Here is a 12,386-nt window from a genome sequence, read left to right on the forward strand (position 1 = left end):
CTGAGCCATCGGAGGCAGCCAGCATGAAAACCATCCCTGCCCCACCCGCGCAGTCCCAGAGTCGCGAACTCACGGGATGCACTCAAGAAGGTAGGGCGAGCATGACCGTGCAGACCGAACGGCCGCCCTCCGGCCCGGCGGACGTCCGCAAGCAGGCGGACGGCGCAGGATCCGGCAGGCCGAACCCGAGAGCGTCCCGCATCGGCGCGCTCGCCCCCTACCTTCTGCTGCTGCCCGCCGTCGCGGCCACCGTGCTGCTGCTCGGCTGGCCGCTGCTGAAGGATCTGTTGCTGTCGTTCCAGAACCTCAACATGGCGCAGCTGATCCAGCACGTCACCGAGTGGAACGGCGTCGACAACTACACCGAGGTCCTCACCGGTGAGGACTTCTGGCGGGTGACCCTCCGCTCGATCCTGTTCACGGCGGTCAACGTCGCCCTGACCATGCTCCTCGGCGGGCTGGTCGGCCTGCTGCTGGCCAGGCTCGGCAAGCGCATGCGGTTCACGCTGATGATCGGCCTGGTGCTGGCCTGGGCGATGCCCGTGGTCGCCGCCACCACCGTCTACCAGTGGCTCTTCGCCCAGCGCTTCGGCGTGGTCAACTGGGTGCTGGACAAGCTCGGCTGGCACTCCATGGCCGACTACAGCTGGACCAGCGACCAGATGTCGACGTTCTTCGTCGTCACCGTGCTGATCGTCTGGATGTCCATCCCGTTCGTCGCGATCAACCTCTACGCCGCCACGACCACCATCCCGAACGAGCTGTACGAGGCCGCCTCCCTCGACGGCGCCGGCGCCTGGAAGAGCTTCACCACGGTCACGCTGCCGTTCCTGCGGCCCTTCCTCTACGCGACCACGTTCCTGGAGATCATCTGGATCTTCAAGGCGTTCGTGCAGGTGTACACCTTCAACCAGGGCGGCCCCGACCGCCTCACCGAGATCCTCCCCGTGTACGCCTACATCGAGGGCGTCGGCAACCAGCACTACGGCATGGGTGCCGCCATCGCCTTCCTGACCATCCTGATCATGGTCGGTCTCACCGCGTACTACCTGCGGATCGTGCTCAAGCAAGAGAAGGAAGAAGAGGAGGCCGGGCTGTGAAGCGCACGCTCTTCGGTCGCATCTGGCCCAACGCCACGGCCGTCGTCCTGTTCATCGGCTTCGTCTTCCCCGTGTACTGGATGATCGCCACGGCGTTCAAGCCGACCGGCGACATCATCTCCGAGGACCCGGTCTGGTTCCCCACCGACGTCACCTTCGAGCACTTCAAGACCGCCACCAGCGCGGACCACTTCTGGACGTTCGTCACCAACTCGCTGACCGTCACGGTCCTCGCCGTCGTGTTCTCCCTCGTCATCGCGCTGGCCGGGTCCTTCGCCCTGGCGCGGATGCGGTTCAAGGGGCGGCGCGGCTTCATCATCGGCTTCATGCTGGCCCAGATGGCGCCCTGGGAAGTCATGATCATCGCAATGTACATGATCGTCCGGGACGCCTCGATGCTGAACAGCCTCGTCCCGCTGACCGCCTTCTACACGATGATGATCCTCCCGTTCACCATCCTCACCCTGCGCGGCTTCGTCGCCGCCGTGCCGGCCGAGCTGGAGGAGTCGGCGATGGTCGACGGCTGCACCCGGATCCAGGCGTTCCGCCGGGTCATCCTGCCGCTGCTCGCGCCGGGCCTGATGGCCACCTCGATGTTCGGATTCATCACCGCCTGGAACGAGTTCGCCCTCGTGCTGGTGCTGAACAAGGACGCCGAGGCACAGACCCTGCCGCTGTGGCTGACCAGCTTCCAGACGGTCTTCGGCAACGACTGGGGTGCCACCATGGCCGCCTCGACCCTGTTCGCCGTGCCGATCCTCATCCTCTTCGTCTTCCTCCAGCGCCGGGCCGTCAGCGGCCTGACCGCCGGCGCCGTGAAGGGATAACCGCACCCGATGACGACTTTCGCCAGCGATACGTTGACGCGGGACGCGCTCACCGTCCTCCAGCCCGGCTTCCCCGGCACCACCGCCCCCGACTGGCTGCTGCGCCGGATCGGCGAGGGCCTTGCCTCGGTCGGCCTGTTCGGCCGGAACATCGCCACGCCCGAGCAGGTCGCCGCGCTCACCGCGCAGTTGCGCGCCGAGCGCGAGGACGTCCTCGTCGCCATCGACGAGGAGGGCGGCGACGTGACCCGGCTGGAGGTGCGCACCGGCTCCTCCTTCCCGGGCAACCATGCCCTCGGCGCCGTCGACGACGTCGACCTCACCCGCGAGGTCGCCCACGAGCTGGGCCGCCGTCTCGCCGCGTGCGGGGTCAACTTCAACTGGGCCCCGTCCGCGGACATCAATTCCAACGCCGCCAACCCGGTCATCGGGGTGCGCTCCTTCGGCGCCGACACCGACCTGGTCGCCCGGCACACCGCCGCCTACGTCACCGGCCTCCAGGCCGCGGGCGTGGCCGCCTGCACCAAGCACTTCCCGGGCCACGGCGACACCGCCGTCGACTCGCACGAGGCGATGCCGCGCATCGACGTCGGACTCGACGTGCTGCCCGAACGCGAACTGGTCCCGTTCCGCGCCGCCATCGCCGCCGGTTCACGGGCGATCATGACCGCGCACATCCTGGTCCCGGCCCTGGACGCCGCCCGCCCGGCCACCCTGTCCCGGCCGATCCTCACCGACCTGCTGCGCGGCGAACTCGGCTACGACGGACTGATCGTCACCGACGGCATGGAGATGCAGGCCATCTCCGCCACCTACGGCATCGAGCGCGGCAGCGTCCTCGCCCTCGCGGCCGGCGCCGACGCGATCTGCGTGGGCGGCGGCCTCAACGACGAGAACACGGTACGGCGCCTGCGCGACGCCCTGGTCACCGCCGTACGCACGGGAGAACTCCCCGAGGAGCGGCTGGCGGACGCGGCGGAACGGGTCCGGGCCCTGGCCCGCTGGACGGCGGGCGCGGCCTTCGCGCCGGACACCGAGCCGTCGGACGTCGGCATGGTCGCAGCCCGCCGCGCCCTGAGCGTCACCCCGGCCGTCGGGCACACCCCGGTCACCGAGCCCGTCCAGGTGGTCGCCCTGAGCCCGGTTGCCAACATCGCGGTCGGTGACGAGACCCCGTGGGGCGTCGGCGCCGACCTGGCCGAGCTGCTGCCCGGCACGGAGACCACCACCGGCACGGACGCGTCCGCGGCGGAGGAGGCCCTGAAGGCGGCGGGGGAGCGCCGGATCGTGGCCGTGGTCCGCGACGAGCACCGCCACCCGTGGATGGCCCAAGCCCTGGACACCCTGCTGCGCGCCCGCCCCGACACCATCGTGGTCGAGATGGGCGTCCCCCAGTCCGCCCCCCGCGGCGCCCTGCACATAGCCACCCACGGCGCGGCCCGCGCCTGCGGCCGAGCGGCGGCGGAGTACATCACGGGCCGCTAGCCCGTGTCCCCAGCAGAAAGGCGCCGGTCCCCTGGATGGGGGAGGACCGGCGCCTTTCTTGTACCCGGGTCGACCCCGGTTCGATCCGGGGTCGACCCGCAGGGGTCTGATCCAGGGGTTGCCCTAGGGTCTGTCGTCGCATTCCCGCCTGCCGCGCGACGCCTGGCACGCGCGCTCGCCGCGTTGCCGGAGTGCCCACGTGACTCCGCCACGCGGGCACTCCGGCGCCTTGCGATCGCACGCACCGGACGCCGCGCGGCCCGCCCTCCGGGCGGACGACGGGAATGCGACGACAGACCCTAGATTCCCTGCCAGTCCGGCTTGTTGGCGTAGGTGTGGCGGAAGTAGTCCGCCAGCTTCAGCTTGGACGCGGCGGCCTCGTCGACGACGACCGTGGCGTGCGGGTGCAGTTGCAGCGCCGACGCGGGACAGACGGCCGCCACGGGGCCCTCCACGGTCGCGGCGACGGCGTCCGCCTTGCCCTCACCCGTGGCCAGCAGCACCAGGTGCCGCGCCTCCAGGATCGTGCCGATGCCCTGGGTGATGACGTGGTGCGGCACCTGCTCGATGTCCCCGTCGAAGAAACGGGCGTTGTCGATCCGGGTCTGCTCGGTCAGCGTCTTGATCCGGGTCCGTGAGGCCAGCGAGGAGCACGGCTCGTTGAACCCGATGTGCCCGTCGGTCCCGATCCCCAGCAACTGCAGGTCCACGCCCCCGGCCTCGGCCAGCGCCGCGTCGTACGCCTCACAGGCCGCCTGGACGTCCTCGGCGGTGCCGTCCGGGCCCATGAACGCGTCCATGCCGATCCCGAGCGGCTCCAGCACCTCGCGCCGCAGCACCGAGCGGTAGGACTCCGGGTGCTCGGCGGGCAGCCCCACGTACTCGTCGAGCTGGGCGATCCTGGCCCGCGAGGCGTCCACCTCACCGGCCCGCACCTTGGCCGTCAGAGCCTGGTAGATGGGCAGCGGCGTCGAGCCCGTCGCCACCCCGAGCAGGGCGTCGGGCTTGCGCCGCAGCAGCCGTGCCATGGCGTCGGCGATGAGCTCGCCACCCGACTTGGCGTCCGGAACGATGACAACTTCCACGCTGGGGCCTGCCGATCTGAAGAGGGGACTCAACCGGTACCCGAGAAGGGCTGTGTGGTTTAGACCAATCTAACAGAGGAGGGCCCTCCCTCCCAGGCGAACGCGGCGCCCGGGCCCGGCTACTGAAGGCTCAGCAGTGACCCTCCCGTCGCGTCCAGATGCTGCCCGGTCATCCAGCGCGAGTCCGGCGAGGCCAGGAAGGCGACCACGTCGGCCACCTCCTGCGCCGTCCCCACCCGCCCGAACACCGAGACCGACTCCGCGTGCGCCCGCATCCCGGGATCGGCCGGTACCGGGGCGGTGAGGTCGGTGTCGATGAACCCCGGCGCCACGGAGTTGGCCGTGATGCCGCGCGGCGCCAGCTCGACCGCGAGCGACCGGGTCAGCGCGGTCACCGCGCCCTTGGCCATATGCGTGGCGGCGATGGCGGGTATGCCGAAGTCCGTGGCCGCCGTGACATTGATGATCCGGCCGTCGTCCCGCAGCCGCCCGAGCCCCTCCCGGACGATGAAGAACGGTGCCTTGGCGTTGAGCGCGTGCGCCCTGTCGTACAGGTGCTCGTCGGTGTCGCCGACGGTCGCGAAGGTGGCCGCGCCCGCGTTGTTCACCAGGATGTCCACCCCGTCCGTGTGCCGGTCGAACGCCTCCCACAGTGCCTGCGCGTCCCCGGGCACCCCCAGCACCGCCCGGACGGCGAAGGCGCTGCCGCCCGCCGCCTCGATCCCGGCCACCGTCTCCCTCGCCGCCGCCTCGCTGCTGCCGTAGTGCACGCCCACCCGTGCGCCGTCGCGGGCCAGCCGCTCGGCCACCGCCCGCCCGATCCCCCGGCTCGCCCCCGTGACCAGCGCCGTCCTACCCGTGAGCACACCCATGCCGCACCCCCCAGATTTGCCTAGCGATCGCTACAGAAAGACCGTAGCGCACGACGGGATTCTTTCTCTAGTGCCCGCTATAGAATTCACCCCATGGAGCGCACCCAAGACCCCCGAGCCACCCCCGCGTCCCCCGTCGGCCGACGGGGCCGGCCCCGCTCCTTCGACCGCGAGACCGCGCTGGAGAAGGCGCTGATGGCCTTCTGGGAGCACGGCTACGAGGCCACCTCCGTCTCCGACCTCACCCGGATCATGGGCATCGGTGCCCCCAGCCTGTACGCGGCCTTCGGCGACAAGCGGGCCCTGTTCGACGAGGTCGTGACCGAGTACGGCCGGCGCTACGCGGCCTTCGGCGAGCGCGCTCTGGCCGAGGAGCCCACCGCCCGTGCCGCCGTGGCGCGCATCCTGCGCGAGGCCGCCGAGTGCTACACCGCTCCCGGCCGCCCGCAGGGCTGCCTGTACGCCCACGCCGCCACCAACTGCACCACCCCTGAAGTGCAGGAGAACCTGCGGGAGAAGCGCAACGCGGTCATCGCCGCGGTCGAGAGCCGGATCCGCGCGGACATCGCCGCGGGCCGTCTTCCCGCGGACACCGACGCCCGGGCGCTCGCCCGGCACACCGGCGCCGTCGTCCAGGGCATGTCCCAGCAGGCGCGCGACGGCGCGAGCCGCGCGGAGTTGACGGCGCTGGCGGAAATTGCCCTGTCCATCTGGCCCCGCACATGAACCCACACGGGTTAGGCTTCGTGGTGGATGTCGGAGCGCCCGAGCTGGTGGCGCGGCCCGCATCGGGCGTCACAACAACGAACATCCTTCAACGCATGGACACGTCGAGTGGTCTAGTCCACAATGGTGTGGAGAGTCCATGTGATACGAGGACGCGCAGCAGCTTCCGTCTTCCCCGCACAGGAAGACGGACGGAGGAACCGAGGCTCTCTGCCCTGACTGCCCCGGCTCCTCATCCTTCGGCCGACCGGGACCGCACACCCCACGGCCGATATTGCTCCGGGCTGCGGTGCCGGGAGGGTTGAGGGTCCCTCCCAGGCGCCGCGGCCCGCGGGTGTTTCCGGGCCCCTTCGGCCGTACGGGCCGCGACGGCCGGCCGTCCGTTTCGGAGCCGCACAGACCGCCGGGTACGCTCGCACCCGTGCCCTCCATGAACGAGCTGGTCCACCAGCACACCGCTCTCGACGAGTCCGACCTTGAGTGGCTCCACCTGCTCGTCTCGGAGTGGCAGCTGCTCTCCGACCTGTCCTTCGCCGACCTCGTCCTGTGGGTCCCCACCCGCGACGGCACCCGGTATGTGTCGGTGGCCCAGATGCGGCCCAACACCGGCCCGACCTCCTACCAGGACGACATGGTCGGCCACCTCGTCCCGCGCGGCCGCCGCCCCATGCTGGACGCCGCCCTCGACGAGGGCCGCATCGTGCGCGAGGGCGACCCCGAGTGGCGCGAGGAGGTCCCCGTCCGCGTCGAGTCGATCCCGGTACGACGCGAGGGCCGGGTCCTCGGTGTCATCGCCCGCAACACCAACCTGCTCACCGTGCGCACCCCGAGCCGCCTCGAACTGACGTATCTGCAGAGCGCCTCGGACCTGGCGCAGATGATCGCGGCCGGAGCCTTCCCGTTCGCGAACCAGCAGGTCGACATGGACGCCTCGCCCCGGGTCGGGGACGGCCTGATCCGCCTCGACGCCGACGGCATCGTCCAGTACGCCTCCCCGAACGCCCTGTCCGCCTACCACCGCCTCGGCCTCGCCGCCGACCTGGTCGGCCACCACCTGGGCAAGACCACCGCCGAACTCGCCCCGACCCACGGACCGGTGGACGAGGCGCTCGCCAAGGTGGCCAGCGGCTGGGCGCCCCGGGAGTTCGAGATCGAGTCCGACGACGGGGTGATCCAGTTCCGGGCGATCCCGCTCAAGCCCAAGGGCACCCGCATCGGTTCGCTCGTCCTGCTTCGCGACGTCACCGAACTGCGCCGCCGCGAACGCGAGTTGATCACCAAGGACGCCACCATCCGGGAGATCCACCACCGGGTGAAGAACAACCTCCAGACGGTCGCCGCCCTGCTGCGCCTCCAGGCCCGGCGGATCGACTCGGACCGCGGCCGGGAGGCGCTCGAAGAGGCGGTGCGCCGGGTCGGCTCGATCGCGATCGTGCACGAGACGCTCTCCCAGAACCTGGACGAGCGGGTGGAGTTCGACGAGATCGCCGACCGGGTGCTGGCGATGGTCGCCGAGATCTCGCCCGGCAAGGTCACCGGCCGGCGCACCGGACGCTTCGGCATCCTGGACGCCGAGGTCGCCACACCGCTGTCGATGGTGCTGACCGAGGTCCTCCAGAACGCGCTGGAGCACGGCTTCCGCCAGGGCGAGACCGGAACCGTCGAGGTCTCCGCGGTCCGCGGCGGCACCACCAAGGAGGCCCGCCTCCTGGTCACCGTCCAGGACGACGGCGTGGGACTGCCGGAGGGCTTCGACCCGCACACCGCGGGCAACCTCGGTCTGCAGATCGTACGGACCCTGGTGGAGGGGGAGTTGGGCGGGACGTTCGACATGGTCCCGGCCCCGGAGCGCGGTACGCAGGTGATCCTGGACATTCCGGTGCGGGCGCACAAGTAGGCCGTACCGGCCGGGGCTTCGTGAGGGTTCCGAAAGCGTAGGACCCCCGAAAGCGTAGGACCCGGAAAAGCAATGAGCCCCGGACCGAAAGGTCCGGGGCCAAAAGCTCGTGCTGCTCTTGCTAAGCGCATCGGGTACTGCGCGCTGCGGCTCGGGGGCGGGAGATGCGTACTCGCTGTACGCGCCGCCAAGCTCAGGCGGGGTGGGTGGGTCAGGCGGAGGCCTGACGGGCCCTGTTGCGGGCGGCACGGCGCTTCATGGCGCGACGCTCGTCCTCGCTGAGACCACCCCAGACGCCGGAGTCCTGGCCGGACTCAAGCGCCCACTGCAGGCACTGCTCGATAACCGGGCAGCGGCGGCAGACGGCCTTGGCTTCCTCGATCTGCAGCAGCGCAGGACCGGTGTTGCCGATGGGGAAGAAGAGCTCGGGGTCTTCCTCGCGGCAAACGGCGTTGTGACGCCAGTCCATGGCTGCTACCTCTCCTTGGTATTACGTGCAAGTTGCTTGTGAATGTGAACGCTTTCACGAATCCCTCAACAAGTGAAGGGCCGACCGTCAGGTTTCCCTGGCGTGGTCCTGTGGTTTGAAGAGGGGTTCCGGTGATCTGTGGAGCCGGTGTTGCGGGCTGTCTCGATCGCCACGTAGAGACTCGCAAACCTCAGCGGCGGATACAACCCCTTCCGGAAAGTTTTTTTTGATTCCTCGGTGTCGACTAGGTCACAGCCGTACTTCCATGGGGTGGACCCTGGCCTAAACGTTCGAGTGAAAGGACTTTAGCCGGTTCTGCTCACACAATCACACGCAGTGCACGGCGTACGCCTGTGAACGTCACGCTCGTTCGCAGTCCCAGGTGGTCGCCGTCCATCTGAAGGGGCAGTGGGACCTTCGAATGCAAGGTGAACTGGTCCAGGTCGTGCAGTGAGACGGCGTGCTTGCCGTGCGGGCCCCGCTCGGGGGACGAAGTGAGCAACTGGGTCGCATACCGGGCAACCGCGAGCGTGGACATACGGCTGAGACCGAGTACGTCCAGCCCGGTATCGAACGAGGCCTTAGGTGACGCGTACACCGGGCGATTGCCCAGATAGGTCCACGGAGCGGTATTGCAGACTATGAAGAGCACCAAATCGGTCACCGGTTCGACACCGGGCCGCTCCAGGGTGATCGTGCCGTGCCGGCGGTTCGGCTCCTGGAGGAACTGGCGCAGCGCCTGCCGCATATAGAGGGCGTGCGTGGACTTCTTGCCCCGCTCGCGCTGCTGCTCCACCCGGCCGACCACACCCGCGTCGAAGCCGAGCCCCGCGCAGAAGGTGAACCAGCGGGCCGGGACGCCCTCGTCCTCGGTGCCCGGCGTCCCCGAGGCGATACCCATGCCGACCGTCCGCCCGCTGCCCTCGCGCAGCGCGTCCAGCAGTGCGCCGGTCGCCTCCACCGCGTCGTTCGGCAGACCGAGGGCGCGGGCGAAGACATTGGTGGAGCCGCCGGGGACCACCGCGAGCCGCGGCAGCCGCTCCGGGTCGGGGCCGTTGTGCAGCAGTCCGTTGACGACCTCGTTGACGGTGCCGTCGCCGCCGAGGGCGACGACGAGATCGACGTCCTGGCTCTCCGCGGCCTGCCGTCCGAGGTCGCGGGCGTGGCCGCGGTACTCGGTGGTGACCGCCTCCAGCTTCATCTCGCTGGCGAGCGCGTGGATCAGGACATCGCGCGTACGTGCGCTTGTGGTGGTTGCCGCCGGATTGACCACGAGAAGTGCACGCATGAAGGGCAGCGTACCTACTGGGGGGTACCGAGCCCACACCGAACAGAGATCCAATATGAGAATCGGTGCGTGAACCTCGCCACGGGCGCCCGCGCACACGCCGGGCGCCCGAGGGGGCGGGCCTGGCGACGGATACCCTGCTGGGGTGAGTGCTGAGCAGAACCCCGCCCCGGAAGCCGGACCCCGCCCGCGGCGGCTGACGTACGCGGCGGCCCTCGCCGCACTGGAAGGGCTCGCCCTGGTGGCCGGCGGGATCTGGATCCTCGTCCTGGGCGTGACCGGGGACCCGGACGACCGGCGGCAGGCGATCACCGGCGGAGTGACGCTGATGGTCCTCGCCCTGCTGCCGCTGCTCGCCGCCCGCGGACTGCTCGCCCGGCGCAGCTGGTCGCGCGGCCCGGCCGTGATCACCCAGATCCTGGCGCTGCCCGTCGCCTACAACCTGCTCCAGGCCGACAGCATGGCCATCCCCGCCGGGATCGCCCTCGCGGTGGTGGCCGTCGCCGCGCTGGTGCTGCTGGTGAACGCCGAGACCACCCGGGCCCTCGGCATCCGGGGGCCCGGCAACGCCTCCCAGTAGGCGCGCGGCCTACTCCTCCACCAGCAGCTTCTCCCGCAGCTGGGCCAGCGTGCGGGCCAGCAGCCGCGAGACGTGCATCTGGGAGATGCCGACCTCCTGCGCGATCTGCGACTGGGTCATGTTGCCGAAGAACCGCAGCAGCAGGATGCGCTTCTCGCGCGGCGGCAGATCCTCCAGCAGCGGCTTGAGGGACTCGCGGTACTCCACGCCCTCCAGCGCCTCGTCCTCCGCGCCCAGGGTGTCCGCCACGGCCGGCGACTCGTCGTCGGTGTCGGGGACGTCCAGGGAGAGCGTCGAGTAGGCGTTGGCGGACTCCAGGCCCTCCAGCACCTCCTCCTCCGAGATGGCCAGCTTCTCGGCCAGCTCGTGGACCGTCGGGGAGCGGCCGTGCTGCTGGGACAGCTCCGCCGTCGCCGTGGTCAGCGCGAGGCGCAGCTCCTGCAGCCGGCGCGGGACGCGCACCGCCCAGCCCTTGTCGCGGAAGTGCCGCTTGATCTCGCCGACGACCGTCGGGGTCGCGTAGGTGGAGAACTCCACCCCGCGGTCCGGGTCGAAGCGGTCGACCGACTTGATCAGACCGATGGTGGCGACCTGTGTGAGGTCGTCCAGCGGCTCGCCGCGGTTGCGGAAACGGCGGGCGAGGTGCTCGACGAGCGGCAGATGCATCCGTACCAGCTTGTTGCGCAGCTCCGCGTACTCGGGGCTGCCCTCCTTCAGCCCGCGCAGCTCGACGAACATGGCGCGCGCCCCGCTGCGGTCCTGCGGCTCACGCACCGGCGTCTCGTGCTGCGTGGCCGGCACGCCCTGTTCGTCGTCTCGCTCGTGCTCGCTCATCGTCCCGCCCGTCGCCCTCTGTCGAGCCCTTGTCTCAGCCCGGCCGGGGGTGCCCCCGTTCCGCCTCTGGCGAGGCGAGCCCTGTGCGGCGCCGTCCGGTACTTCCGGGGCGCCGGCCGCGTCGTCCTCAGGATGCGGCCTGGCCTGCTCGGGAATGCCGTCCACGCCGTCCGCCAGGTGTCGGGAACCGCCCGGAGCGACCGCGTTGTCGGCGTTCTCGGCCGGCAGCTCCCGTGTGCCGCGCTCTTCGTCCCGCACCGGCCCGTCCCCGTCCCTCACGCCGGCCCGGGTCCCGCGCCGCGCTGTTTGTAGAGGCTGATCGAAACGGTTTTGTCCTCGTCCACGGCGGAGGAGACCTTGCCCGCCAGCGCGGACAGCACGGTCCAGGCGAAGGTATCCCGTGACGGTGCGTGACCGTCCGTGGTCGGTGCGGAGACGGTGACCTCCAGCGAGTCGTCGACGAGCCGGAAGACGCAACTGAGCACCGAGCCGGGCACGGCCTGCTGAAGCAGGATCGCGCACGCTTCGTCCACCGCGATGCGCAGGTCCTCGATCTCGTCGAGGGTGAAGTCCAAACGGGCCGCGAGGCCGGCAGTCGCCGTACGCAGCACCGACAGGTAGGCACCCGCAGCCGGCAGCCGGACTTCCACGAAGTCCTGGGTCGCGGGCTCGCCTGCGATCTGGGACACCCTCACCTCCAAGGTGGTACAAGCTTTTCGGGGCCGAGGGTCGCCCCTCGGGGTAACGCGATGTGTGGTTCAGCGGTGACGCTATCGCGCTCCGAACTTTCTTGTCCCCAGGACCCCAACCCCATGCTGTCACTCATAGTAAACACACGGATACGCTCCGTGGCTAGGGGGTCTGTGAGCCCAATTGGGAAGAGCGCGCGCCGGTTTGACGTACCCAGGCCGCCCGCACTCGAACCGTCCGGATGCGCAGTCGTGCCGTCACACCAGGACGTGGTCCACGAAACACCAGCGCCAGTCCTCACCCGGTTCGAAGGTCCGCATGATCGGATGCCCGGACTCCTTGTGGTGCGCGGTGGCGTGCCGTCCGGGTGAGGAGTCGCAGCAGCCGACGTGACCGCAGCTGAGGCACAGCCGCAGCTGCACCGGGTGGGTGCCGTCCGCCAGACACTCCGGACAGGTCTCGGTCAGCGGACCTGGTTCCGGGTGCGGCAGCACGTCGGCATGCGTGCACTGTTTCATGATTGCCAGGTTACG

General features: G+C 70.1%; 13 protein-coding genes. 6 read left to right on the plus strand and 7 right to left on the minus strand.

Features of this window, described 5'->3' with window-relative positions; translation table 11 throughout:
• Positions 1-101 precede the first annotated feature (101 nt).
• The 3 genes from ACZ7L7_RS23240 to ACZ7L7_RS23250 are packed head-to-tail and all read left to right on the plus strand — an operon-like array spanning position 102 to position 3,412.
• The gene (locus ACZ7L7_RS23240; protein WP_285510191.1) at positions 102-1,100 is read left to right on the plus strand and encodes a carbohydrate ABC transporter permease; all 999 of its coding nucleotides are present in this window, start codon (positions 102-104) and stop codon (positions 1,098-1,100) included.
• On the plus strand, positions 1,097-1,927 hold the full coding sequence (locus tag ACZ7L7_RS23245; protein WP_285510190.1) for a carbohydrate ABC transporter permease: 831 nt from the start codon (positions 1,097-1,099) through the stop codon (positions 1,925-1,927). Before ACZ7L7_RS23240 ends, ACZ7L7_RS23245 begins: the two co-directional genes overlap by 4 nt.
• 9 nt (positions 1,928-1,936) lie before the next feature.
• The gene (locus ACZ7L7_RS23250) at positions 1,937-3,412 is read left to right on the plus strand and encodes a glycoside hydrolase family 3 protein (RefSeq protein WP_471427701.1); all 1,476 of its coding nucleotides are present in this window, start codon (positions 1,937-1,939) and stop codon (positions 3,410-3,412) included.
• Between the two features lie 299 nt (positions 3,413-3,711).
• Here the strand turns inward: ACZ7L7_RS23250 and nagB are convergent, their stop codons facing one another.
• Positions 3,712-4,497 carry a glucosamine-6-phosphate deaminase gene (nagB, locus tag ACZ7L7_RS23255; RefSeq protein ID WP_285510188.1) on the minus strand — a complete coding sequence of 262 codons (786 nt, stop codon included), beginning with the start codon at positions 4,495-4,497 and terminating at the stop codon, positions 3,712-3,714.
• Positions 4,498-4,616: 119 nt separating this feature from the next.
• Positions 4,617-5,369 (minus strand): SDR family oxidoreductase, encoded by a 753-nt coding sequence (locus tag ACZ7L7_RS23260; RefSeq protein ID WP_472077001.1) that lies wholly within the window; start codon positions 5,367-5,369, stop codon positions 4,617-4,619.
• A gap of 93 nt (positions 5,370-5,462) precedes the next feature.
• Here ACZ7L7_RS23260 and ACZ7L7_RS23265 point away from each other — a divergent pair, with 93 nt between their 5' ends.
• Together ACZ7L7_RS23265 and ACZ7L7_RS23270 are read left to right on the plus strand one after the other, a co-directional pair.
• Positions 5,463-6,095, plus strand: a complete 633-nt coding sequence (locus ACZ7L7_RS23265) for a TetR/AcrR family transcriptional regulator (RefSeq protein ID WP_285510186.1) — start codon at positions 5,463-5,465, stop codon at positions 6,093-6,095.
• A gap of 430 nt (positions 6,096-6,525) precedes the next feature.
• Positions 6,526-7,992 (plus strand): sensor histidine kinase, encoded by a 1,467-nt coding sequence (locus ACZ7L7_RS23270; RefSeq protein ID WP_285510719.1) that lies wholly within the window; start codon positions 6,526-6,528, stop codon positions 7,990-7,992.
• A 211-nt stretch (positions 7,993-8,203) separates the two neighbouring features.
• Here ACZ7L7_RS23270 and ACZ7L7_RS23275 read toward each other — a convergent pair whose 3' ends face one another.
• The gene (locus ACZ7L7_RS23275; RefSeq protein ID WP_003992873.1) at positions 8,204-8,461 is read right to left on the minus strand and encodes a WhiB family transcriptional regulator; all 258 of its coding nucleotides are present in this window, start codon (positions 8,459-8,461) and stop codon (positions 8,204-8,206) included.
• Between the two features lie 319 nt (positions 8,462-8,780).
• Complete coding sequence (locus ACZ7L7_RS23280; protein ID WP_472077004.1) at positions 8,781-9,749, minus strand: diacylglycerol/lipid kinase family protein; 969 nt, start codon at positions 9,747-9,749, stop codon at positions 8,781-8,783.
• A 145-nt stretch (positions 9,750-9,894) separates the two neighbouring features.
• Here ACZ7L7_RS23280 and ACZ7L7_RS23285 point away from each other — a divergent pair, with 145 nt between their 5' ends.
• Positions 9,895-10,329, plus strand: a complete 435-nt coding sequence (locus ACZ7L7_RS23285) for a hypothetical protein (protein ID WP_471427695.1) — start codon at positions 9,895-9,897, stop codon at positions 10,327-10,329.
• A 9-nt stretch (positions 10,330-10,338) separates the two neighbouring features.
• On the opposite strand, the gene ACZ7L7_RS23290 is transcribed toward ACZ7L7_RS23285, so the two are convergent.
• The 3 genes from ACZ7L7_RS23290 to ACZ7L7_RS23300 all read right to left on the minus strand — a co-directional run bounded on the left by ACZ7L7_RS23290 (position 10,339) and on the right by ACZ7L7_RS23300 (position 12,371).
• Entirely contained in the window at positions 10,339-11,421 is a 1,083-nt protein-coding gene (locus tag ACZ7L7_RS23290; protein WP_453607478.1) for an RNA polymerase sigma factor SigF, read from the minus strand.
• Between the two features lie 17 nt (positions 11,422-11,438).
• Positions 11,439-11,852 carry an ATP-binding protein gene (locus ACZ7L7_RS23295; protein WP_004925829.1) on the minus strand — a complete coding sequence of 138 codons (414 nt, stop codon included), beginning with the start codon at positions 11,850-11,852 and terminating at the stop codon, positions 11,439-11,441.
• Positions 11,853-12,110: 258 nt separating this feature from the next.
• Complete coding sequence (locus tag ACZ7L7_RS23300; protein ID WP_285510182.1) at positions 12,111-12,371, minus strand: UBP-type zinc finger domain-containing protein; 261 nt, start codon at positions 12,369-12,371, stop codon at positions 12,111-12,113.
• Positions 12,372-12,386 lie beyond the last annotated feature (15 nt).

The sequence above is a fragment of the Streptomyces sp. NPDC110618 genome, from assembly GCF_055657065.1.